General features: G+C 62.6%; 26 protein-coding genes. 15 read left to right on the top strand and 11 right to left on the bottom strand.

Annotated elements, in window-relative coordinates:
- Positions 1-205 precede the first annotated feature (205 nt).
- Genes BFQ00_RS00820 through BFQ00_RS00810 form a run of 3 tightly spaced genes read right to left on the bottom strand, consistent with a single transcriptional unit; the run spans position 206 to position 2241 of the window.
- Complete coding sequence (locus BFQ00_RS00820) at positions 206-1045, bottom strand: cache domain-containing protein (protein WP_065932349.1); 840 nt, start codon at positions 1043-1045, stop codon at positions 206-208.
- Between the two features lie 56 nt (positions 1046-1101).
- Complete coding sequence (gene cynS, locus BFQ00_RS00815; protein WP_065932348.1) at positions 1102-1572, bottom strand: cyanase; 471 nt, start codon at positions 1570-1572, stop codon at positions 1102-1104.
- Between the two features lie 27 nt (positions 1573-1599).
- A complete protein-coding gene (locus BFQ00_RS00810) occupies positions 1600-2241 on the bottom strand; it encodes a carbonic anhydrase (RefSeq protein WP_065932347.1) in 642 nt (213 codons plus the stop codon).
- Positions 2242-2353: 112 nt separating this feature from the next.
- Between BFQ00_RS00810 and cynR the strand changes: the two genes are divergently transcribed.
- Positions 2354-3220 (top strand): transcriptional regulator CynR, encoded by an 867-nt coding sequence (cynR, locus tag BFQ00_RS00805; protein WP_065932346.1) that lies wholly within the window; start codon positions 2354-2356, stop codon positions 3218-3220.
- Here the strand turns inward: cynR and BFQ00_RS00800 are convergent.
- Positions 3195-3968: a transporter substrate-binding domain-containing protein gene (locus BFQ00_RS00800; protein ID WP_065932345.1), complete on the bottom strand. Its 774-nt coding sequence runs from the start codon at positions 3966-3968 to the stop codon at positions 3195-3197. The genes cynR and BFQ00_RS00800 overlap by 26 nt on opposite strands.
- A 168-nt stretch (positions 3969-4136) precedes the next feature.
- Between BFQ00_RS00800 and BFQ00_RS00795 the strand changes: the two genes are divergently transcribed.
- The 4 genes from BFQ00_RS00795 to BFQ00_RS00780 all read left to right on the top strand — a co-directional run bounded on the left by BFQ00_RS00795 (position 4137) and on the right by BFQ00_RS00780 (position 7337).
- Positions 4137-4736: a class I SAM-dependent methyltransferase gene (locus tag BFQ00_RS00795; protein WP_065886303.1), complete on the top strand. Its 600-nt coding sequence runs from the start codon at positions 4137-4139 to the stop codon at positions 4734-4736.
- A 137-nt stretch (positions 4737-4873) separates the two neighbouring features.
- The gene (rnd, locus tag BFQ00_RS00790; RefSeq protein ID WP_065932344.1) at positions 4874-6007 is read left to right on the top strand and encodes a ribonuclease D; all 1134 of its coding nucleotides are present in this window, start codon (positions 4874-4876) and stop codon (positions 6005-6007) included.
- A complete protein-coding gene (locus tag BFQ00_RS00785; RefSeq protein WP_065886305.1) occupies positions 6004-6297 on the top strand; it encodes a YcgL domain-containing protein in 294 nt (97 codons plus the stop codon). Before rnd ends, BFQ00_RS00785 begins: the two co-directional genes overlap by 4 nt.
- Positions 6298-6404: 107 nt before the next feature.
- Positions 6405-7337 carry a D-2-hydroxyacid dehydrogenase gene (locus BFQ00_RS00780; protein ID WP_065932343.1) on the top strand — a complete coding sequence of 311 codons (933 nt, stop codon included), beginning with the start codon at positions 6405-6407 and terminating at the stop codon, positions 7335-7337.
- A 175-nt stretch (positions 7338-7512) separates the two neighbouring features.
- Here the strand turns inward: BFQ00_RS00780 and BFQ00_RS00775 are convergent, their stop codons facing one another.
- Positions 7513-8097: a nitroreductase family protein gene (locus BFQ00_RS00775; RefSeq protein ID WP_065932342.1), complete on the bottom strand. Its 585-nt coding sequence runs from the start codon at positions 8095-8097 to the stop codon at positions 7513-7515.
- 153 nt (positions 8098-8250) lie between these two features.
- Between BFQ00_RS00775 and BFQ00_RS00770 the strand changes: the two genes are divergently transcribed.
- Together BFQ00_RS00770 and BFQ00_RS00765 are read left to right on the top strand one after the other, a co-directional pair.
- Positions 8251-8700, top strand: a complete 450-nt coding sequence (locus tag BFQ00_RS00770; protein WP_003172524.1) for a YcgN family cysteine cluster protein — start codon at positions 8251-8253, stop codon at positions 8698-8700.
- Between the two features lie 12 nt (positions 8701-8712).
- Positions 8713-9933, top strand: a complete 1221-nt coding sequence (locus BFQ00_RS00765) for a hypothetical protein (protein WP_065932341.1) — start codon at positions 8713-8715, stop codon at positions 9931-9933.
- A 141-nt stretch (positions 9934-10074) separates the two neighbouring features.
- Here the strand turns inward: BFQ00_RS00765 and BFQ00_RS00760 are convergent, their stop codons facing one another.
- The 4 genes from BFQ00_RS00760 to BFQ00_RS00745 form a co-directional block, all read right to left on the bottom strand.
- Complete coding sequence (locus BFQ00_RS00760; protein ID WP_065886309.1) at positions 10075-10425, bottom strand: YgaP family membrane protein; 351 nt, start codon at positions 10423-10425, stop codon at positions 10075-10077.
- An 81-nt stretch (positions 10426-10506) separates the two neighbouring features.
- The gene (locus BFQ00_RS00755; RefSeq protein ID WP_003189607.1) at positions 10507-10974 is read right to left on the bottom strand and encodes an RNA methyltransferase; all 468 of its coding nucleotides are present in this window, start codon (positions 10972-10974) and stop codon (positions 10507-10509) included.
- Between the two features lie 175 nt (positions 10975-11149).
- Positions 11150-11524 (bottom strand): YajD family HNH nuclease, encoded by a 375-nt coding sequence (locus BFQ00_RS00750; RefSeq protein WP_003210675.1) that lies wholly within the window; start codon positions 11522-11524, stop codon positions 11150-11152.
- A gap of 59 nt (positions 11525-11583) precedes the next feature.
- Positions 11584-12270: a spermidine synthase gene (locus BFQ00_RS00745; RefSeq protein ID WP_065886310.1), complete on the bottom strand. Its 687-nt coding sequence runs from the start codon at positions 12268-12270 to the stop codon at positions 11584-11586.
- A gap of 78 nt (positions 12271-12348) precedes the next feature.
- Here BFQ00_RS00745 and BFQ00_RS00740 point away from each other — a divergent pair, with 78 nt between their 5' ends.
- Positions 12349-12627, top strand: a complete 279-nt coding sequence (locus tag BFQ00_RS00740) for a hypothetical protein (protein ID WP_065893510.1) — start codon at positions 12349-12351, stop codon at positions 12625-12627.
- Positions 12628-12692: 65 nt separating this feature from the next.
- Here BFQ00_RS00740 and BFQ00_RS00735 read toward each other — a convergent pair whose 3' ends face one another.
- Entirely contained in the window at positions 12693-14735 is a 2043-nt protein-coding gene (locus tag BFQ00_RS00735) for a S9 family peptidase (RefSeq protein ID WP_065932340.1), read from the bottom strand.
- Positions 14736-14759: 24 nt separating this feature from the next.
- Here BFQ00_RS00735 and BFQ00_RS00730 point away from each other — a divergent pair, with 24 nt between their 5' ends.
- The 3 genes from BFQ00_RS00730 to BFQ00_RS00720 are packed head-to-tail and all read left to right on the top strand — an operon-like array spanning position 14760 to position 16647.
- The gene (locus tag BFQ00_RS00730; RefSeq protein WP_065893512.1) at positions 14760-15287 is read left to right on the top strand and encodes an MFS transporter; all 528 of its coding nucleotides are present in this window, start codon (positions 14760-14762) and stop codon (positions 15285-15287) included.
- A gap of 30 nt (positions 15288-15317) precedes the next feature.
- Positions 15318-16094 (top strand): class II glutamine amidotransferase, encoded by a 777-nt coding sequence (locus BFQ00_RS00725; protein ID WP_065886314.1) that lies wholly within the window; start codon positions 15318-15320, stop codon positions 16092-16094.
- A gap of 10 nt (positions 16095-16104) precedes the next feature.
- Positions 16105-16647, top strand: a complete 543-nt coding sequence (locus BFQ00_RS00720) for a DUF2937 family protein (protein ID WP_065886315.1) — start codon at positions 16105-16107, stop codon at positions 16645-16647.
- A 123-nt stretch (positions 16648-16770) separates the two neighbouring features.
- Here BFQ00_RS00720 and BFQ00_RS00715 read toward each other — a convergent pair whose 3' ends face one another.
- Positions 16771-17685, bottom strand: coding sequence for a LysR family transcriptional regulator (locus BFQ00_RS00715; protein ID WP_065932339.1), 915 nt, complete (start codon positions 17683-17685; stop codon positions 16771-16773).
- A 177-nt stretch (positions 17686-17862) separates the two neighbouring features.
- On the opposite strand from BFQ00_RS00715, the gene BFQ00_RS00710 reads away from it, so the two are divergent.
- The 4 genes from BFQ00_RS00710 to BFQ00_RS00695 all read left to right on the top strand — a co-directional run bounded on the left by BFQ00_RS00710 (position 17863) and on the right by BFQ00_RS00695 (position 20872).
- Positions 17863-18603, top strand: coding sequence for a 5-oxoprolinase subunit PxpA (locus BFQ00_RS00710; protein ID WP_065932338.1), 741 nt, complete (start codon positions 17863-17865; stop codon positions 18601-18603).
- Positions 18600-19304, top strand: coding sequence for a 5-oxoprolinase subunit B family protein (locus tag BFQ00_RS00705; protein WP_065932337.1), 705 nt, complete (start codon positions 18600-18602; stop codon positions 19302-19304). The genes BFQ00_RS00710 and BFQ00_RS00705 overlap by 4 nt, the downstream gene beginning before the upstream one ends.
- Complete coding sequence (locus BFQ00_RS00700) at positions 19301-20209, top strand: 5-oxoprolinase subunit C family protein (protein ID WP_065932336.1); 909 nt, start codon at positions 19301-19303, stop codon at positions 20207-20209. Before BFQ00_RS00705 ends, BFQ00_RS00700 begins: the two co-directional genes overlap by 4 nt.
- A gap of 123 nt (positions 20210-20332) precedes the next feature.
- Positions 20333-20872: a hypothetical protein gene (locus BFQ00_RS00695; protein ID WP_065886320.1), complete on the top strand. Its 540-nt coding sequence runs from the start codon at positions 20333-20335 to the stop codon at positions 20870-20872.
- Positions 20873-20889: the final 17 nt, after the last annotated feature.

The raw sequence follows: 20889 nt of genomic DNA, 5'->3' as shown, positions 1-20889 counted from the left end.
GGATTCAAGCCTGCGTTCGGCCAGCGTGGTTTAACGGGGCGCCTGAGATCAAAAGCAGATCAAGATCAAGAGCGGCTCGCTTCGCATCGTGGTTGCGGTTGGGCGCTCCTGAGTTGTGTAGATACCTATGCTCATCGGGGGCAAGCCCCCTCCCACATAAAGCCAACAGCGTACATATGCGTTAGATAGGTACTCGCCAGACGAATCAGGGACTGTAATACCCCACCGCCACCATCAAATGCCCGGCCTTGCGCACATAAGCATGCTTATTCTCAATCTTCCCGGTCACCGGGTTCTTCCAGCGGTATTTATATTCCCCCTGATCCTGCTCTCCCATCAACGCAAGGATCGGCTCCCCGACAGGCCGGCCATCCGGGTCGTTGACCTTGGCGAAATCGGTATTGATCAAACGCAGGTTGGTGCCGTGTGCCACATAGCGCCGGGTATCCAGGTCAACCACGAACACGTAGAGATCATCCTGCAGGAAACCACCCTGCAATGAGTTGATCGCCTTGAGCGTCCCCGCTTCGTCCTTCACCAGCGCGTTCACCGCCTTGTTGCGCAGCGCCCGCGCCTGCTCCGGCGTGGCCCGTGGCAGGTAATAGCCGACCGCCAGGATGCGCTCGCCCACCCGCTGGTAAAACACGTGCTTGTGTTCGACCTTGCCGTCATTCCAGTTCTGCCAGCGATAATCGGCCTGCTGGATACCCTGGCCTTCGGGTGCGCTGATGGCGTGTTTGAACGAGGCTTGCAGATCAGGCCCGAGGACTTCGGACACGTCGCGACCGATCAAGGCCGAGGAGGGGCCGCCGCTGGCCAGCAGCACGCCTTTGGTGTCGACCACGAAGACGTAACGGTCCTGGTCGATGAATTCGCCCTGGCGGCTGAAAGCGGCCAACGCCTTGTCGCCATTGTTCTGGTAGTAAACCAGGGCCTTTTCCAGCAACGCCTTGGCCGCTTGAGCGTCGGCGTCATTGGCCGTGTCGGCGTGCACCTGGCTGCCGCACAACAGCAGCAGCCAGGCGAGTCGTAGCAGTGTGTTCATCTACCCGTCCCTCGGTCTTGTTGGAATGACAAGAGCGTAGACGGTTCGGCGAACGATCAGAAGGGTTTGGTTGGCAGATATTTACCGTCCAGGGTGATCACCGCGCGCGAACCTCCGTCCGGGTCTTCGACTTTCTTGATGTCGAGCTTGAAGTTGATCGCGCTGATGATGCCGTCGCCAAACTGCTCATGCACCAGGACCTTGAGGGTGGAGCCGTAGACCTGCAGCATTTCGTAGAACCGGTACATTGTCGGATCGGTCGGCACGCCGCCGGGGAAGCTGCCGCGCAGGGGCACGCTTTGCAGCAGGCGGCTGGCGTCCTCGTCCAGGCCGAGTTTGGCGCACACTACGTCGGCGGCGTCCTTGGGCAGTGGATGCTGGCCGAGCAGGGCGGCGGTGACGAAGGCCAGGCTCAGGCCGGTGCCGTCGGCGAGGTCCTGCCAGGACAGGTCCTTGCGTGCCTTGAGGTCGATGACGGTGTCGGCCAGGGCCAGGCGAGGGGTTTGGGAAAAGTTCGATTGCAGCATGATGAAGTCCTCTTGGGTTGAATAGGTTCAGGCGGCGTGAGCGCGGGTGGTCGGGTGTTCGAGCAGGGACACGAAGCGTGCGCTGCGTCCGTCCAGTGCGTCGATGCCACCGGTTTCGATGTCGTATACCCAGCCGTGCAGGTTCAGCCGGCCTTGCTCCAGCGCCAGGGCGACGGATGGGTGAGTCTTGAGGTTAGCCAATTGAGCGACCACGTTTTCACGCACCAGGGCATCCAGGCGCGCCGCGTCCGAGACGTGCTGGCGGGCGGCGTTGATCACCTTGGCCGTCTCGGCATGGCGCAACCAGTTGGCTACCGCAGGCAGGTGGTCCAGGCAGGTGCAGGTGGAGATGGCGGTCATTGCGCCGCAGTCGGAGTGGCCGCAGATCACGATGTCGCTTACGCCGAGTACCGCCACCGCATATTCGACCGTGGCCGATACGCCGCCCGGTTCCGGCCCGTAGGACGGCACGATATTGCCGGCGTTGCGGATGACGAACAGGTCGCCGGGTTCCTGCTGGGTCAGCAGTTCCGGGACGACACGGCTGTCGGAGCACGACACGAACAGCGTGCCGGGGTTTTGCGTGGTGGCCAGGTGTTTGAACAGGTCGCTGCGTTGGGCAAAGGCTTCGCGCTGGAATTTGCGAAAGCCGTCGATGAGGTGCTGCATGAGGGTTTCTCCTTGCGTGACTGATGGGCAAGGATGGAAGTTTTCGTCTATAGCGTCCAAGACCGGCTTATTATGGTTTCTATAAGCCCTGCCTATAGTTGGAGCGTCGTTGATGCTGTTGCGCCATATCCGTTACTTGCTGGCCGTTGCCGAGCACCGCAATTTCACCCGCGCGGCCCAGGCGCTGCATGTGTCGCAGCCGACCTTGTCACAACAGATCAAGCAACTTGAAGACACCCTGGGCGCGCCGCTGCTCGATCGTACCGGGCGCAGCGTCAGCCTGACGGATGCGGGGCAGGCTTATGTACGCTTTGCCCGGCTGGCCTTGCAGGACCTGGAGGCCGGCACCCGTGCGATGCATGACGTACAGGACTTGAGCCGCGGGCATCTGCGCCTGGCGATGACCCCGACCTTTACCGCTTACCTGATCGGCCCGTTGCTGGCGCGGTTCCATGGGCTGTACCCAGGCATCACCTTGAGCGTCGAAGAGTTGACCCAGGACCGCATCGAAGCCGCGCTGGGCGAGGATTTGCTGGATATCGGCATCGGCTTTGCCGGCGAGCACGGGCCGGATATCGAGTGTGAGGCATTGTTTGCCGAGGCCTTGAGCGTGGTGGTGCGGGCGGATTCGCCCGAGGTGAATCGGTCGGCAGGGTTCGAGCAGCCGCTGGTCCTGCTCGATCCGGGGTTTGCCACGCGCCGCTATATCGATGACTACTGCCGCCGGCAGGGCGTGACACCGCGCATCGTCATGGAGGCCAACTCCATCGGCGCGATCATTGAAATCGTGCGTAACACTTCACTGGCGACCATCCTGCCCCGCGCACTGGCCCTGGCCCAGGCCGGGTTGCACGCCGTGGCCATCGAGCCGCCGCTGCCGCACCGCACCGTAGGGCTGCTCAGCCGCAGGGGCGCCTATCGCAGCGCCGCGTGCGCGGCCTTTGTCGAGCTGATCAAGGCGCCGCCAGCCACTGACTGACAATGCCGTCATACACGCCGGTCGCCACGCTCAAGTGCAACCATTGGTCGACGTAGCTTTTCCAGGCCACATCGTCGCGCGGCAGCAGGAAGGCTTTCTGGCTGTATTGCATCTGCCGATCGGGGTTGACCGCGCACAGTCCCGGTTTTTGCTTTTGCTGGTAACGCGCTTCGCTGGCGTCGGTGATCATCACGTCGGCCTTGCCCGCCAGCAGTTCGTCAAAAATGCTCACGTTGTCGTGCAGGCGTATCTGCGCCTGGCCCAGATGGGCGCGGGCAAACACTTCATTGGTGCCGCCCGCCGGTTCGATCACGCGCACCTGGGGCTGGTTGATTTGCTCGACGCTCTGGTAGCGCTGCACGTCGGCGCAACGTACCAGCGGGATTTTGCCGTCGACACCGAGCGGCTGGCTGAAGAAGGCTTTTTTCTGGCGCTCCAGTGACACCGAAATCCCGCCGACGGCGATGTCGCAGCGTTGGGCCAGGAAGTCCGGCATCAGGGTTTTCCAGGTGGTCGGCACCCAGGTGACCGTCGCGTTGAGGCTCTTGGCCAGGGACTCGGCCATGGCGATATCAATGCCCTGGTAGCGGCCATCGGCACGCAGCGAGGTGTAGGGCATGTAGTCGCCGGTGGTGCACACCGTCAGCGTGCCACGCTCGATGACCTCGTCCAGGCGTGACGGGCTGGTATCGGCCAGGGCGGTGGTGGCCACGCTCGCCAGTACACACAGGGCTAGAGGAGCTTTCATGCGGTCGAGTCCTTGGGGCAGGTCGGGCGGACATTATTTCCAGCGCGGGGCAGGGTGGCAAGGTGCGGGATTGACGGCGTTGCGGCTTTCGACCTTTTTTTCACGTTGCAGTGGTTAAGCTGCCGATCAAGGTCGTTTTACTTCCGTTTTGTCCACCATGAGCCCGCGATGTCGCCACAACCTCCATCCTCCATCGAGACCGAATTCACCGAGCGCTATGACCGTGAGCATGCCAGGGTCTGTGGTGATACCGATCCGCCCGGGCTGTTGCAGCGTCTGGCCGCGTGGCGCGATGCACGGTTGGTGCGCCATGCGTTGAAGGTCGCCGGGGAGCCCGGGTTGATCCTCGACCTTGCCTGCGGCTCCGGGCGGTTCTGGCCGGTGCTGGCTGAGCACGTCAATCGGGTGATCCTGGCGTCGGACCCTTCCCAGGACATGCTCGACCACGCCCGCACCCATCACTCGGCGGCGTTGCTCAAACGCGTCAAGACATTCCCGGGCTCAGCGTTTTCCATTGGTCTGTCGGCGAATGCGGTGGATTGCATCTTCTGCCTGGAGTTGTTTCGCCATGCGCCCGATACCGAGGTGCGCCTGGCCTTGCTGCGGGAATTCCACCGAGTCAGCCGCGACACGGTGATTGTGTCCGTGGACGCGCGTATCCCGGTTGAGGAGGAGTTTCGCCAGGCCGGCTTCAAAGTCTTGAATCAGCGGGAGTTCCTGCCCGGCTCCAAACTCTGGTGTGTCTACGTCCTGCGTAAGAGGGGATAGCTTCAGAGGTGATAGCTTCCGCCTGTCGGATTATTCTTCCTCTTCTGTCTGAGTTTTCGCGGTTGCCTGTGCACTGCGGATGCTCGCAAGTCCCTTTCGCGATATATACTGCGCGCCATTCTTCAAGGGAGAGCCGTGTGGCCATCGATATTCACTGGATCTGCGACAACGATAGCCTCGGCCAGCATTGCGCCCAATGGCAGCAGTTGCCATTCGTCGCCCTCGACACCGAATTCATGCGGGTCGACACCTTCTACCCCATTGCCGGGCTGATCCAGATCGGTGATGGCGTGCGCGCGTATCTGATCGATCCCCTGACCATCGACAACTGGCAACCCTTGGCCGCCTTGCTGGAAAACCCGGGTGTGATCAAGGTGGTACATGCCTGCAGCGAAGATCTGGAAGTGCTGTTGCGTCTGACCGGCAGCCTGCCGGCGCCGTTGTTCGACACCCAGTTGGCTGCTGCTTACCTGAACCTCGGGTTCTCCATGGGGTACTCGCGGCTGGTGCAGGCGGTGCTCGATATCGACCTGCCCAAGGGCGAGACGCGTTCGGACTGGCTGCAGCGGCCCTTGTCCGAAACCCAGGTGAGCTATGCCGCCGAAGACGCCGTGCACTTGGCCGAAGTCTACATCCGCCTGCGCCCGCAATTGAGCGATGACAAATACGCCTGGGTACTGGAAGACGGCGCCGAACTGGTGGCCAACCTGCGCCGCGAAGTCGACCCGTACGAGGTGTACCGCGACGCCAAGCTGGCGTGGAAGCTGTCCCGCGCCCAGCTCGCCGTATTGCGTGAACTGTGCGCCTGGCGCGAGCAGCAAGCCCGCGCCCGTGACCTGCCGCGCAACCGCATCGTGCGTGAGCACTCGTTATGGCCCCTGGCCAAATCCCAGCCGGATAACCTCGCCGCCCTGGGCAAGATCGAAGACATGCACCCGCGCACCGTGCGTCAGGACGGCCAGTTCCTGCTCGACCTGATCAAGCGTGCGGGCAGCGTGCCCATGGACCAATGGCCGCCTGCCGTACCTGAACCGCTGCCGGTCGACGCCGCCGCGCTGATCAAGCAACTGCGCGCCCTGGGCCAGGCGTTCGCCGAGCGCCTGGACATGGCGCCGGAACTGATGCTGCGCAAGAAAACCCTCGAAGCCCTGGTCAAAAGTGGCTATCCCGATGGGCCTTACCAATTACCCGATTCGCTGCGTGGCTGGCGTCGCGAATTGATGGGCCAGGTGCTGCTCGACAGCCTGGCCAATGCCGGAGAACAGCCTTGAAACGTATTTGCTCGATTTATCGCAGCCTGAAAAAAGACGGCATGTACCTTTATGTCCTCAAGAGCGACGCCCTGGAGCGAGTGCCGGAGCCGTTGATGGTCGCCTTTGGCAAGCCGCATCACGCCTTCGACATGGTGCTGACGCCCGAGCGCAAACTGTCACGCGAGGACATCGCCGTGGTCCTGGAAAACCTCGACCAGCAGGGCTATCACCTGCAAATGCCGCCCGCCGAGGACGAGTACATCGAGCACCTGCCTGAAGAGCTGCTGCGCCGCAACGACCCGATGTGATCGATCAGCGCCCGTCTCAGGGCGCAGGCTTGAATGGAATTGTATTAGAGGACGGTGGCCGTAAGGATGCGGGCGGCCGTCCGCACTGTTTTTGAAAGGTTTGAACCATGCGTGTTCTGATTGCTGAACAGGATCACCCGCTCTACGCCCAATTGCTTCGCGAAGCCGCGCCGGACCTTGAGGTGCTGACCAGCGGCAACTCGGCCGAACTCTCGCGTCTGGCCGCCGATTCCCCGGTATGGCTGGGCCAGCCGGACCTGCTGGCGACGCTGTTGCGCCAGGGCCACCATCCGCAATGGTTGCAGTCGACCTGGGCCGGCATTACGCCCCTATTGGCCGAAGGCCTGCCGCGTGATTATCGCCTGACCCGCGCGGTCGGCATCTTTGGCCAGGTCATGGCTGAATTCGTCCTGACCTACATGCTCGGGCACGAGCGTGAAGTATTGGCGCGGCTGGTCAGCCAGGTCGAGCGCAAGTGGGACAGCCGCCAGGGCCAGAGCCTGGCCGGGCGCAAGGTGCTTGTGGTCGGCACCGGCGACATTGGCCAGAGCGTAGCGCAGTTCCTGCTGCCGTTTGGCGTCAAGCTGTATGGCATCGCCAGCCAGGCCCGCGAGCAGGCGCCGTTTATCGAAGTCGCCGGGCTCGATCAATTGGGCCGGCTGGTGGGGGAGGTGGATTATGTGATCAACCTGCTGCCCAACACCCCTGACACCCATGACCTGTACGACGCCGCACTGTTCAAGCAATTCAAGCCGACTGCCTTGTTCATCAACGTCGGGCGCGGTGTGGCGGTGGTGGATGCCGATCTGGTCGAAGCCCTCAAGGAGGGACACCTGGCCGGAGCGGTGATCGACGTCTGTCGCCAGGAGCCGCTGCCGCAACGCCACCCGTTCTGGACGGCGTGGGGCTTGCTGTTGACCGGGCACAGCTCGGCCCCGACCTCGCCGGCAATGATGGTGGAGTTGTTCGTGCAGAACGTGCGGGCGTATCAGGCCAAACAAGCCCTGCGCGGGGAAGTGGATTTCGAGCGCGGCTACTGATACGACACGGTAAAAAATGTGGGAGGGGCAAGCCCTAATGCCAGCCTGTAGGAGCGAGCTTGCTCGCGAAAAACTCATAGGCACCGCGTTCATGCAGAAAGCACGCGTTATCGTTGACGTTTTTCGCGAGCAAGCTCGCTCCTACAAACTGGCATTCATGGGTTCTGCGCATAACTCAGAGGTTGAAGTCACCTTCCGAAACCAGCTCGCTCAGCGGCTTGCGCGGGCTCGGCGCTTCGCGGCCTTGCAGGTACTCGGGCAGGCTCGACTTGTCGCCCAGCTTGCCCACTGCCACGGCGGCGTGCAGCGCATAGCCTGCGGGGATCTTCAGCGCCTGGCGGGTCAGTTCCTGATCGAAGCCGGCCATGCCATGGGTGTGCCAGCCGGCGAGGCTGGCTTGCAAGGCCAGGTGAGCCCAGGCGGCGCCGGTGTCGAAGGTGTGCCACAGGGCCGGGGTTTCTTCCGTGGCGCCGGGGGCGACGAAGTCGGTCTTCGAGGCGATGATCACCAGTGCCGACGCATGCTGCGCCCAGCCCCGGTTGAACTCGTTGAGCAAACCCAGGAAGCGCTCCCAGTCCGGCGTGTCGCGGCGGGCGTAGAGAAAGCGCCAGGGCTGCGAGTTGTAGGCCGAAGGTGCCCAGCGCGCCGCCTCGAAGAAGCTCAGCAGGGTTTCTTTGGAGATGCTCTCGCCGGTAAAGGCGCGAGGCGACCAGCGTTCGGTGAACTGGGTGTGGATCGGATAGTCGGCAACACGGGTCATGAGCAGTTCCTGATCGTCAATTCGGCGCTCAAAACTACTGCGCGGCCACTAGACTGACAAGTGTTGTTACACCGCCAGTCGCAAGCGCTTGGCCCCGAGGGGCTTGGGCACTAGACTGGCGGCCTTTGAACCTACCGATACTGATGCAGAGCCATGGCCGCCAAAGTCGAACCTTTCTGGATACGCAAAACCCTCGAACACCTCGACCAGGAGGAATGGGAATCGCTGTGCGACGGCTGTGGCCTGTGCTGCCTGCAAAAGCTTGAGGATGAAGACGACAACAGCGTCTATTACACGCGCATCGCCTGCAAACTGCTGGACCTGAAAACCTGCCAGTGCACCGACTATCCCAATCGTCGGGCGTCGGTGCCGGACTGCATCCAGCTCACGCCCGGGCAGGCCGACCAGTTCAAGTGGCTGCCGCCCACCTGCGGTTATCGCCTGGTCAGCGAGCGCAAGGATTTGCCATTGTGGCACCACCTGGTCTGCGGCGACCGCGACGCCGTGCACCACGAACGCATTTCCCAGTCCGGGCGCATGCTCAGCGAAGGCAGCGTGCCAGAGGACGACTGGGAGGATTACCTGATCTTCCGCGCGGGTTAACCAGGAGTGCGTATGAAGGTGGGATTCAAGCTGGCGACAGTGGCGCTGTTGCTGGCGCTGAGCATGCCGGCGTGGTGCGCCAAAAAAGTCGACCTGGATTACCACGTCAAACTTCTGCCCCAGAGCGATCAGGCCGAGGTGCGCGTGAGCCTGTCCCAGGGCTCTGCGGTGCGCAGCCTGGATTTCGACCTTGGCCGCGACGGCGACTACAGCGATTTCAAGGCCGATGGGCAATGGAAGGTCGATGGTCGTCGGGGTCACTGGCAACCCAGCGCTGACAAGGCCAGCCTGACCTACCGCGTACGTCTGGGCCACGCGCATAAAGCCGGCACCTACGAAGCGCGCATGACGCCGGCCTGGGCGCTGTTTCGCGGCGACGACCTGGTGCCCGCCGCACGGCTGGACCAGCAGGAGGGTGTCGAGCTGGTCGCGCGCCTGATCTTCGACCTGCCGCCGGGTTGGAACAGCATCGAGACCGCCTGGCCGCGTATCGGCAAGAACAGGTTCCGCATCGACAACGTGTCCCGCCTGTTCGACCGCCCCACCGGCTGGATGCTCGCCGGTAGCCTGGGCAGCCGGCGCATGCGCCTGGGGCAGACCGACGTCACCGTGACGTCGCCCAAGGGGCAGGGCATGCGGCGTATGGATGTGTTGACGCTGCTGACCTTCGTGTGGCCGCAAGTGGAAGCCGCGTTCCCGCGCCACCCGGCCAAACTGTTGGTGGTGGGCGCCAGCGACCCGATGCGCCGTGGCGCCTTTTCGGCGCGTGACTCGGTCTACCTCAACAGCCGCACGCCGCTGATCAGTGAAGACGGCAGCAGCCCGTTGATCCGCGAAGTGGTGCAGGCCGTCGCCCGTTTCAATGACCACGACAGCAGTGACTGGATCAGCGAAGGCCTGGCCGGGTACTACGCCATTGAACTGGTCCGTCGCGCCGGGGGAATCACCGATGAGCGGTATCAGGCGATACAGACGCGCCTGACGAAGGAGGGCAAGGCTGTGCCCAGCCTGCGTGGCGAACACGTCAGTGGCGCAACAGTGTCACGGGCGGTGGTGGTGTTGCAGGAACTGGACCGCGAGATCCGCGTGAAAACCCATAACAAGCGCTCGCTGGATGACCTGGCGCAAGCGGTGATGCGCGCGGGCAGCGTGACCACGAAGGAGTTTGTGCAACTGGCCGAGAATATCATTGGCGAGTCGTCGGTGGTGCTCGATAGCAAACTGCTGCACTGATCTCTGTAGGAGCGAGCTTGCTCGCGAAAAACTCACAGGCACCGCGATCATTCAGAAAGCACGCGTTATCGTTGACGTTTTTCGCGAGCAAGCTCGCTCCTACAAAAAGCCTTGACTGACTGGCATTAGGGCTCGCTGAACTCAGCCCGTGGTTTTCACCGCTTTTTCAGCCGCCACTTCAGCCTTGGTCTTCAGGTTCTTCAGCTCCGCGCCCGCTCGCTCGATCTTGGTACGTACGCTGTTCATTTCCTGGCGGCCTTGCTCGAGCTTGTCCTTGAGCGAACTGTGGCCGGTGAAACCGCGTGCCAGCGCCACGCCGCCAATCGCCACTTGGATCAGCCCGAAGAGCCCGCCACGGCGCAGGCCTTTGCCGACCAACATCACGCCACCGGCTACCGAGCCGATGCGTTCCCAGCCGTGCACATTCTGGGGGCGCTGCTCGTCCGGCTGCAGGTGTTCAATCACAGGTCGCAGGGTTTTGCTGTCGCTCATGATCCGTCTCCAACAAAGATAAGTGTCATTAGCTGACTGTTGGTGATGGCCGGATGTTCCCGCTATTTGCGTCCCCGGCTTTCAGTATTTGGGGCCCGAGCGGGTGTTATTGCCCTTGGCCAGGCGGTCGTAGAGCACCACATTGACGGTGGCGGCGAGGTTCATGCAGCCGGTGGTCGGGATGTAGACCACGTCCTCGCACCAGTCGCGAATCTCTTTGTCCAGCGAGCCGTCTTCGGGGCCGAAGATGTACAGCGCGCGGTCGGGGTGGGTGTATTCGGGCAGCGGGCGGGCGCCTTCCACCAGTTCCACGGCGACGGGGATGCAGCCCAGGGGCAGGATCTTTTTCAGGTCATCGATGCCGATCAGCGGAATGTCGTGATGCACCTTCTTGGTGTCGGTGATGAAATCCCGCGCGCGCTCGTAACGCACGCCGGTATAGAACACCGAAGCCACGCCGTAGCAGCCGGCGGCGCGCATCACCGAGCCGACATTTTCCGGGGATTTGGGGTTATACAGACCGATGCAGCTGTAGCGTTTATTGCCCACGGGGAAGGGTGCCTTGCAGGAAAAACCGCGATTATACGGTCTTGGGCAGTGTGGTGCTTGGGCGATCGCTATCGGCGGCAAGCCCCTCCCACAGGGGAATGCATTCCAAAATGTGGGAGGGGCGGTGCGACGATTCGACTTGCCCCCGATGAGGCCGGTACAGCCAACGATGATCTCAGTCGTCTTTCTTCATCAACCCCGCCAACGCCGCAAACGGGTTGTGCGTCGCCTTGGCAATCGTCGGGCTGCTGGTGGAGCCTTCGCCGAAGTACTGCTGGTCGGTGTAGCGCGAGTGCTCGTTGTCATGGCAGTACAGGCACAGCAGTTCCCAGTTGGAGCCATCCTGGGGATTGTCGTCATGATTGTGGTTGCGGTGGTGCACGGTCAGTTCGCTCAGGCGCTTGCCGGCGAATTCACGGGCGCAGCGGCCGCACACGTGGGGGTACATTTTCAGGGCTTTGTCGCGGTAGCCCATTTCCCGGTCGCGCTGGGCATCGGCAAGGATGCGGTCCAGCTTGGCGGTGTGGGAGGGCGGGTTGGTCGAGCTCATCATGGCTCCTGGCTATTGGGTGGTCACGGACAGGTTGATTCTAGCTAATCACAGCGCAATTAGCCCTTGAGCTTTTCCGCAATCCAGATGGTGTGTCGCGTGCCTTTGTTGCCATGGGCAAACACCTGCACTTCTTCGGCCTTGAAACCGGCCTTGCGCAGTTTGTCGCTGAACAGTCTGTCGGCGCTGGCCGACCACACCGCAAGCACGCCCTTGGGGCGCAGGGCCTTGGCGCAGGCGGCCAGGCCACCGGCGGAATACAGCCAGCTGTTGGCTTTTTGCGTGAGGCCTTCAGGGCCGTTATCGACGTCCAGCATGATCGCATCAAACCCCTGGGGCTCGGCCTGCAGCACCTTGGCCACGTCTTCCATGCGCACCACCGTGCGCGGGTCGAGCAAAGGGCGGCCGGACTTTTCGCCGAGCGGCCCACGGTTCCACTCCACCACGCCCGGCACCAATTCGGCCACCACCACTTCGGCGCTCTTGCCCAGGTGCTTGAGCGCCGAAGCCAGGGTAAACCCCATGCCCAGGCCACCGATCAGCACCCGTGAACCCGGACGACCGGCGACCTTGCGGCACGGAATTTCCGCCAGAGCATCTTCGGAACCGTGCATGCGCGTGTTCATCAACTGGCCGCCGTCACCGCCCTGGATCTTGATGACGAAATCCTCGCCGTATTCGAACAGGCACAAGGCACCGCCGTTGTCGGGGATCGGAGTGGTGTCCAGCAGAACGAAACGTTTCATGGAAATCTCATTGGGAAGGGCATTCTTGCGCGGTTGGGAGTAGCCTTGTGACATTCCGGTCAGGCCATGGAGCCATCGATGAAGTGCAGCATTCTAACGGTCATTGTGCTTGGCGCGCTCACATTGGGTGCGGCGCAGGCGCAGGAGTTGCAAACCGTACCGGTCGCACCCGCGCCAACCCCCGGCGCGCCGGGCACGCCAACGCCCACGTTGTACCCGCAGGTCACGCCGCCCGCCGTGCCCAAGACCAACGGCTCGCCGCCCCTGGCGCCGATCGTGCTGCCGGCGCCGCCCAAGGACCAGACGGTCCCGGGCCTGCAGCAGAACGACAGCAAGCCGAAGACGCCCGGCGGTTAAAACTGTTGCGAGGGCGTCCTGTGTTCAGACAGGGCCGCCCGACCAAGCTCTTCAATCATACGTTCCTAAATCAGCTCGAGCGCCTTGAACACGAAGGCATATTCGAGCGCTACGTCACGTAATCCCTGGTAACGACCGCTCATGCCGCCGTGACCGGCGCCCAGCTCGGTCTTGAGCAGCAGCAGGTTGTCGTCCGTCTTCGTGTCGCGCAGTTTGGCCACCCACTTGGCCGCTTCCCAATACTGCACGCGACTGTCGTTGTAACCGGCAATCACCAGCATGTGCGGGTAGGCCTGGGCACGCACGTTTTCGTACGGCGCATAGGCCTTGATGCGCGCATACACCTCGGGCTCCTGCGGGTTGCCCCATTCGTCGTACTCGGTGACGGTCAGCGGCAGTTCCGGGTCGAGCATGGTGTTGAGCACATCGACAAACGGCACTTCGGCGATCGCTGCCTGGAACAGCTCCGGGCGTTGGTTGAGTACTGCACCGATCAACAGGCCGCCGGCGCTGCCGCCGCTGATCGCCAACTGGTTGGCGGTGGTCAGGCCCTGGGCGATGAGGTGTTCGGCGCAGGCGATGAAATCGCTGAAGGTGTTCTGCTTGTGTTCCTGCTTGCCGTTGCGGTACCAGGCTTCACCCAGCTCGCCACCGCCGCGCACGTGCGCGATGGCAAACGCCACGCCTCGGTCCAGCAGGCTCAGGCGCGCATGGGAGAACCATGGGTCCAGGCTCGAGCCATAGGCGCCGTAGCCATACAGGTACAGCGGCGTCGTCTGGCCGAGCTGGTCACGCTTGACCACCAGGCTGATCGGCACCTGGGTACCGTCGGCGGACGTGGCCCACAGACGCTGGCTGACATAATCGTCAGCGTTGAACTCACCGAGTACCGGGGTTTCCTTGAGCACCTGCTGTGCCCCGCTGGCCAGTTCCAACTGGCGCACCTGGGCCGGACGGTTCAGTGCTTCATAGCGCAGGCGAATCCTGTCGCTGGCAAATTCCAGGCTGTTCTGTACGTAAAGGCTGTAAGCCGCGTCAGGCAGTTCCACGCGATAGGCCGGTACGCCCTCGGGGTGCACTTCGATCACCGGCAGGCCGCCGATGCGCAGGCTCAGGGTCATGGCGCTGGCGTTGAGGCTGACGCCGTCGAGCATCACCTCGTCGCTGTGGGGGATCAGGTTCTGCCAGTCGGCTTCGGTCGGGGGCGTGCCGCTGTCAGGCGCGACGAACAGCGCGTAGTTGATACCGTCGCGGTTGCTGCGGATAAACCAGGTCCACTGGCCGTTCAACTGGCCGTGGTCGACATCGTATTCGTGATCTTCCACCCGCGGCGCCAGGCAGGTGAAGTCCAGGTGCGGCTGGTCGGCGTCGAGGGCGCAGATCTCGCTGGTGGTCTTGCTGCCCAGGGCCAACAGCAATTGGCGCTCGGAGCTGGAGCGGTAGCAATGCAGGAAGAAGCGTCCGTCGGGTTCGTGGAACACTTCCTGCGCCGCCGTGCCGTCCAGGCGGTAGCGGTAAAGCTTGTGCGGACGATGGGTGTCGTCCAGTTCGCCGAAAAACAGCGTGATGCTGTCGTTGGCCCAGGTCATGCTGCCGTCGCAGTTGTCGAATGCCAGCTCACTGACCTTGTCTGTCGCCAATTCCTTCACGTACAGGGTGTAGATCTCTTCACCGGTGGTGTCGAGGCTGTAGGCCAGGCGCTGATGGTCGGGGCTGATGCTGAACGCGCCGAGGGAGAAAAAGCCGCCATTGGCCAGCACGTTCGGGTCCAGCAGCAGTTCTTCGCTGCGCTCATCCACCTGGTTGCTGTCATCGGCCGGGCGCCGGCAGCGGTAGTGACGCGCGTATTCGTCACCGGCGGTGGTGCGCGTGTAGTAAAGGTACGGGCCCCAAGGGGAGGGCAGGGACAAGTCGGTTTCCAGGATACGGCCCTTGATCTCTTCGAACAGAGTGTCGCGCAGTGCCTGCTGGTCGGCCAGTTGGGTCTCCTGCCAGGCGTTTTCCGCCTTGAGGTAATCGAGCACCTCAGGGCTGTCACGTTCCTGCAGCCAGGCGTACGGGTCTGAACCTTGGGCTTTGCGGGCAATCGGTGCGGTCGAAATAGGCATGGATAATTCTCTATCGGGCGGACGGTGGCCGGCATTGCAGCCGCGACACGCAAAAGCCGTTATCATAGCCGCCTCTTTGCCAGCCTTGCCATGGACACCATGACCGAGAACGACTATCTGACCGCTTGGGGCCTTTACGCCTTCGCCGCTTTGGGCTGCCTGTTGGTGTGGTGGCGCATGACCCGCTGGATCTGGCGCTGGTTGCGTGAGCCGTTGCAGTTACTGATGGCGGTGCTGTTGCTCAGCCCCACCATTGTCGACCCGATCAAGACCCAGTTCGCGCCCGCCGTGGCGATCACTGCCCTGGACCTGCTGCTCAAGGTCGGCAATAACGCCTGGCGCGCCATCTCCGACCTGTTCATGTACACCATGATCGTGTTTGCGCTGTACATCGTGTTCGTGCTGATCCGCTGGCCCATCGAGCGCGCCGCCAACGCCCGCCGTGAGCGCAAGGCCGCCACGGATGCCGCGCTGGCTGCGGAGCCTGAGGAAGACGAACCGTTCCGTCGCCCGGCCCCCGCCTCCGGCATGCGGGTCGAACCGCGCCTTTAACGTTGTCCGCCCTGCAGCGAGAGCCCTGGCATGTGTGAATTATTGGGCATGAGTGCCAACGTCCCCACCGATATCGTGTTCAGCTTCACCGGGCTGATGCAGCGGGGCGGGCGAACCGGCCCCCACCGCGACGGTTGGGGCATCGCCTTCTACGAAGGCCGTGGCCTGCGGCTGTTCCAGGACCCGGCCGCGAGCAGCGAGTCGGAAGTCGCCCTGCTGGTGCAGCGCTATCCCATCAAGAGCGAAGTGGTGATCGGCCATATCCGCCAGGCCAATGTGGGCAAGGTGAGCCTGGCCAATACGCACCCGTTCGTGCGCGAACTGTGGGGGCGCAACTGGTGTTTTGCGCACAATGGCCAACTGGCGGACTTCAGCCCCCGCGCCACCTTCTATCGGCCGGTGGGCGACACCGACAGTGAAGCGGCGTTCTGCGACTTGCTCAACCGCGTGCGCGAAGCCTTCCCGGAGCCGGTGGATATCGAGCAGATGCTGCCGGACCTGATCGCCGCCTGCGCCGAATACCGCAGCAAAGGCGTGTTCAACTGCCTGCTCAGCGATGGCGACTGGCTGTTTTGCTATTGCTCGACCAAACTGGCGCAGATTACCCGGCGCGCGCCCTTTGGCCCGGCTCGCTTGAAAGATGTCGACGTGATCGTCGATTTTCAGGCCGAAACCACCCCCAACGACGTGGTAACGGTCATCGCCACCGAACCGCTGACCGACAACGAAAACTGGACCCGCTACGAACCGGGCCAATGGAGCCTGTGGCGACGCGGAGAATGCGTCAGCCAGGGCGTTACCGAATAAGGAATCGACCATGTTGCTCAGCTATCTGCGGTTGGTGCTGTTTGCCATAGGCTTGTTGGTCGGCGTGCAAGTGCCGGGGTTCATCAACGATTACGCCAAGCGCGTCGAAGCCCACCTGATCGAGGCCCAGACGGGCCTGCGCGGGTTTGAGTCCACCGCGCAGCAGTTCTTCAACGGTGACATGCAAGCGCTGGTGGCGCATTACCGTGCCAGCGATGACCCGGTCTTCCAGAGCGACGCCAGCAGCCTGGGCGCGATGCTTGACCGTCAACTGGCGTTGGACAAGCAATTCCAGGCCATGCAGGGCCCTTGGTACATTCGCGCCCTGCAGGTGGCGGTGGCGGCTGATCCGGATATTCGCCTGGAAACCTGGAATGGCTACAGCTACCAGATCCTGCTGACGCCCGAGGCCATGGGCTGGGGCCTGGGCGGGGCGATGTTGCTGTCGTTCGGTATCGAATGCCTGTATCGCCTGATCGACTGGGTGGTGCTGGGCGGCCGGCGCCTGCGCCAGAGCCGGCCGATTGAAGAGCGGGACCTGAAGGGTCTCTAAGTCCTGACACACATCCAATGTGGGAGGGGGCTTGCCCCCGATTGCAGTGTGTCAGCCAACATATGTTTAGCTGACCCACCGCGATCGGGGGCAAGCCCCCTCCCACATTTGGACCCGGTTCAGTCAGTTGCTCAGTACCATCCGCTCTTTACCGACTTCCTCGGCATAGCGGGCGACGACCTTCTGGCACAACCCCACAATCTCCTCCACCAACTCCACCCCCACGCGCCACGACACCACCACCTGCAGGTTCGGCAGTTGCTGCGCTATCGCCAGCATTACCAGCTCGCCCCGTGCCAGCTCTTCGCTGACCAGCACCGGCGGCAGCGCGCCAATGCCGAAGCCATCGCGCAGTAGCCGGGTGATGGCTGATACCGAGTTGACGCAGTTCATGCGCGGTGCGGCGACGCCGTTGGCCTGCATCAAACTCAACACATCCTGATGGGGACAGGAGTTTTTCGAGTAGGTGATGATGCGTTCCTGGGCCAGTTCGGCGAGGGAGGCGTAATCGCGGTTATAGATCGACTGGCTGGCGACAATCCAGGCCATGGGGTGGCTGCCCAGTTCCAGGCTGCGCACGCTCTCAAGGCGCAGCAGGTCGGTTTGCAGGATCAGGTCCAGGAAGCCTTTTTGCAGCTGATCGCTGAGGTTCAGCGCAGTATCGGCGACCAGTTCGATTTCAACCCGCGGGAACAGGGTCATCAGTTCAGCGACCAACGGGCTGAGCCAGGTGTGGATCACGGTGTCCATTGCGCCGATCCGAATGCGTCCGACCTTGCTGCTGGTGGTTTCCAGGGACTGCTTCAAACCCTGCAGGGTCACCATCATCTGCTCGGCATAATCGAGCACCTTCAAGCCTTCCGGGGTCAGGCTCACACCGCGCGAATCGCGCAGAAACAGCTTCACCCCCAACTCGCTCTCCAGCACCGCAATGCGGCTGGAGATCGACGCCTGGGTGGTGAACAGCTTTTCGGCGGTCAGGCGGAAACTCTTGAGCTTGGCCACCCAGACGAAGGTTTCGAGGAACTTCAAATTCATGGGATCAACTTTTTCTTATGCATGGATCGGTTTTTATTAGTTGGACGCCGCGGCGTGCCGGCGCCAAAAATCGAGCCGTTCCACGATAAGCGTCGTTGGGGTTCAGGACAACATCGTTGCGAGATGTTGGTAAAAGATCCCACACTACAAAAAAACAAAGCCTACAGGAGCGACCCCGTGAGCCGCCTGCTATTGAATTGCGACATCGGCGAAAGCTTCGGCAACTGGACCCTGGGTCTGGACGCCCAAGTCATGCCGTTCATCGACTGCGCCAACGTGGCGTGCGGCTTCCATGCCGGCGACCCGAGCATCATGCGCAAGACCGTCCGCCTGGCACTCAAGCATGGCGTGCAAGTGGGCGCGCACCCGGCCTATCAGGACCTGCAAGGTTTCGGCCGCCGCTCCATGCAGTACACCCCCCAGGAAATCCAGGACCTGATGCACTACCAGATCGGTGCGCTGGACGGCATCTGCCGCGCACAAGGCGGGCGCGTCAGCTACGTGAAACCCCATGGCGCGATGTACAACGACATGATGGCCAACCCCGCCCAACTGCGTGCGGTGATCCAGGCCGTGGCGGCCTATGGCGACCTGCCGCTGATGCTGCTGGCCACGCGCGACAACAGCGCGGCCCAGGCCCTGGGCGATGAGTACGGCGTGACCCTGTGGTTCGAAGCCTTCGCCGACCGCGCCTATGACAGCCGGGGCCATCTGGTTTCGCGCCAGTTGCCGGGCGCGGTGCATCATGACGCCGAGACCATCGTCCAGCAGGCCCTGACCCTTTCCCGTGGTGAGCCGCTGGTCGCCAGCGATGGCGGCGCGCTGGTGCTGCAGGCCAATACCTTATGCGTGCATGGCGACAACGCCAGCTCGGTCGCGGCGGTGCAGCGTATTCGCCAAGCGTTGAAGCCAGCATGAAACCACGGATTGAAGTGGCGGCCATCGACTGCCTGATGGTGCGCCTGTTTGACGCGATTGCCGAAGCCAACATGCCGTGGATGCTCGCCGCCACCGAGCGCCTGCGCAGCGGGTTCGGCGCAGCGTTAGTGGACCTGGTGCCGTCCTACACCACCTTGATGGTGCATTACGACCTCGTGGCGTTGACCCCGGGCCAGGCCCGGGCGTTGATCGAGCATGCCCTGACCGACCTGCAACCCCAGGCCCAGGGCGCTGGCCGGTGCCATGTGCTGCCGGTGTGGTACGACCTCAGTGTCGGCCCGGAATTGACCTTGCTGTCCCGGCGCAGCGGACTGGCTGTGGATGAGGTGATTCGTCGCCACAGCGACCACCTGTATCAAGTGTTCGCCCTGGGTTTCGCCCCCGGTTTTGCCTTTATGGGACTGGTGGACGAGATCCTCGCCACGCCGCGTCTCAACACCCCACGCAAACGCGTAGCGGCCGGCAGCGTGGGCATCGCCGAGCGGCAAACCGCCGCCTACCCGGTCGTATCCCCCGGCGGCTGGAACCTGATCGGACGCACCCCGGCGACACTGTTCGACCGCGAACGCGACGGCTACAGCCTGATGCAGCCCGGCGATACGGTGCGTTTCGAGGCGGTCGGCCACGCTGAGTTCGTCAACCTGGGCGGCGATGACACGCCTCTGGAGGCGCAGGCATGAGCCGCTTGATCATTGAGGCCAGCACACCGCTGTGCCTGTTGCAGGACGCCGGTCGTTTCGGCGTACGCCACCTTGGCGTGACCCAGGGCGGGGCGCTGGATTGGGTGTCGATGTCATGGGCCAATTGGCTGCTGGACAATGCCCTGGATGCGCCGGTAATAGAAATTACCCTGGGCGGTTTTACCGTGCAGGCCGAGGACTACTGTTTGTTGGCCCTGGCCGGTGCGGACCTGGGCGCCTTCATTGATGAACGGGCGATCAGCCCGGGGCGCAGCTTTATCCTGCAAAAGGGCCAGCGGCTGCGCTTCACCCAGCCGTTCAAAGGCGCGCGGGCTTACCTGGCGGCACCAGGCGGGTTCGATGCGCCGGCTGTGTTGGGCAGTTGCGCCACCGTAGTACGTGAGGAACTGGGTGGCGTAGACGGTTTCGGCAAGGCGTTGGCTGAAGGCGGGCGCCTGGCTTATTCCGGTACGGGCGGCGCAATGAAGGTGCAGGCCAACCCGGATCTGCCATCCGGTGCATCACTGGACGTGATCGTCGGCGCTCAGATCGGCCGGTTCAGCGGCCAAAGCCTGTTCGATGCGTTCAACACCGAATGGGCCCTGGACAGCCGCGCCGACCGCATGGGCATGCGCTTGCTGGGCACGCCGCTGCAGTACCAGGGGCCATCGTTGATTTCCGAAGGTATTCCCTTGGGCGCCATCCAGGTACCGCCGGACGGGCAGCCGATTGTGTTGCTCAATGATCGGCAGACCATTGGCGGCTATCCGCGTCTGGGGGCGTTGACGCCCTTGGCGCTGGCGCGACTGGCGCAGTGTCTTCCAGGCGAGAAGGTACGATTGGCGCCCGTGGTGCAAGAGACGGCGCATCGCCAGCACCTCGACTTTCTACGCCGGCTCAGTTGATCGCTGAGGCCGTGCGGCAACGACAGTGCAGGATTTATCCCACGTGACTTAAATCCATCGCCGTATTGGTTCACAAGCAGGCGCATGAAAGGCTTGGTGGTTCATTTGCTATCAGGATTCAACATGCGCTACATGAAGATCTACGCACAGGACGTATACGATAACGACGTGCCTGATGTGGTTACGCTTGAGTTTCACGACGATACCCGCGCGCCGACACTCGTTCATCAGGCCACGACATTCGATATCACCGATGATGGGAAGTTGGACTGGGTGATCGCCGATGATGTGAACCAGGACGGCGTCGTCGATGCTCTCGACCGTGCACAGGCGATTGAGTTGGCCCAGCTGTTCCTTGCGTTCAACTGGTTCAGTCTCGATGCACCGTTCGATAAATATTTGAAGGTATTTGCCCAGGATTTTGATGACAACGGCGTGCCTGACACGGTGCGGCTGCATTTTCATCAAGGCGAGGGGGCACCGACCGATGAAAGCATCGCCTACACCGCAGCCATTTATGCCGATGGTAATGGCCTTGGCGGGAGTGTGATCAATCAGGACGTCAATAACGACGGTAAGACCAACAGGCAGGACGCTGAGTTGGTCAAACAGTTCTGCGCGCTGTTTCTGAAGTTCGGCTGGATCGACGCCGGGCGCTGCTGATGGCGAGCCTGTAGCCG

Source organism: Pseudomonas sp. 28 E 9 (assembly GCF_900004785.1).
Taxonomy (GTDB): domain Bacteria; phylum Pseudomonadota; class Gammaproteobacteria; order Pseudomonadales; family Pseudomonadaceae; genus Aquipseudomonas; species Aquipseudomonas orientalis_A.
Note: the sequence above shows the minus strand (reverse complement) of the source record. Positions and strands in the feature narration are given on the sequence as shown.

Bases quoted from the DNA above. Each gene is read 5' to 3' on its own strand.
- BFQ00_RS00820 (WP_065932349.1), bottom strand. From the start codon at position 1,045: ATGAACACACTGCTACGACTCGCCTGGCTGCTGCTGTTGTGCGGCAGC.
- cynS (WP_065932348.1), bottom strand. From the start codon at position 1,572: ATGCTGCAATCGAACTTTTCCCAAACCCCTCGCCTGGCCCTGGCCGAC.
- BFQ00_RS00810 (WP_065932347.1), bottom strand. From the start codon at position 2,241: ATGCAGCACCTCATCGACGGCTTTCGCAAATTCCAGCGCGAAGCCTTT.
- cynR (WP_065932346.1), top strand. From the start codon at position 2,354: ATGCTGTTGCGCCATATCCGTTACTTGCTGGCCGTTGCCGAGCACCGC.
- BFQ00_RS00800 (WP_065932345.1), bottom strand. From the start codon at position 3,968: ATGAAAGCTCCTCTAGCCCTGTGTGTACTGGCGAGCGTGGCCACCACC.
- BFQ00_RS00795 (WP_065886303.1), top strand. From the start codon at position 4,137: ATGTCGCCACAACCTCCATCCTCCATCGAGACCGAATTCACCGAGCGC.
- BFQ00_RS00780 (WP_065932343.1), top strand. From the start codon at position 6,405: ATGCGTGTTCTGATTGCTGAACAGGATCACCCGCTCTACGCCCAATTG.
- BFQ00_RS00775 (WP_065932342.1), bottom strand. From the start codon at position 8,097: ATGACCCGTGTTGCCGACTATCCGATCCACACCCAGTTCACCGAACGC.
- BFQ00_RS00770 (WP_003172524.1), top strand. From the start codon at position 8,251: ATGGCCGCCAAAGTCGAACCTTTCTGGATACGCAAAACCCTCGAACAC.
- BFQ00_RS00765 (WP_065932341.1), top strand. From the start codon at position 8,713: ATGAAGGTGGGATTCAAGCTGGCGACAGTGGCGCTGTTGCTGGCGCTG.
- BFQ00_RS00760 (WP_065886309.1), bottom strand. From the start codon at position 10,425: ATGAGCGACAGCAAAACCCTGCGACCTGTGATTGAACACCTGCAGCCG.
- BFQ00_RS00750 (WP_003210675.1), bottom strand. From the start codon at position 11,524: ATGAGCTCGACCAACCCGCCCTCCCACACCGCCAAGCTGGACCGCATC.
- BFQ00_RS00745 (WP_065886310.1), bottom strand. From the start codon at position 12,270: ATGAAACGTTTCGTTCTGCTGGACACCACTCCGATCCCCGACAACGGC.
- BFQ00_RS00740 (WP_065893510.1), top strand. From the start codon at position 12,349: ATGAAGTGCAGCATTCTAACGGTCATTGTGCTTGGCGCGCTCACATTG.
- BFQ00_RS00735 (WP_065932340.1), bottom strand. From the start codon at position 14,735: ATGCCTATTTCGACCGCACCGATTGCCCGCAAAGCCCAAGGTTCAGAC.
- BFQ00_RS00725 (WP_065886314.1), top strand. From the start codon at position 15,318: ATGTGTGAATTATTGGGCATGAGTGCCAACGTCCCCACCGATATCGTG.
- BFQ00_RS00720 (WP_065886315.1), top strand. From the start codon at position 16,105: ATGTTGCTCAGCTATCTGCGGTTGGTGCTGTTTGCCATAGGCTTGTTG.
- BFQ00_RS00715 (WP_065932339.1), bottom strand. From the start codon at position 17,685: ATGAATTTGAAGTTCCTCGAAACCTTCGTCTGGGTGGCCAAGCTCAAG.
- BFQ00_RS00705 (WP_065932337.1), top strand. From the start codon at position 18,600: ATGAAACCACGGATTGAAGTGGCGGCCATCGACTGCCTGATGGTGCGC.
- BFQ00_RS00700 (WP_065932336.1), top strand. From the start codon at position 19,301: ATGAGCCGCTTGATCATTGAGGCCAGCACACCGCTGTGCCTGTTGCAG.
- BFQ00_RS00695 (WP_065886320.1), top strand. From the start codon at position 20,333: ATGCGCTACATGAAGATCTACGCACAGGACGTATACGATAACGACGTG.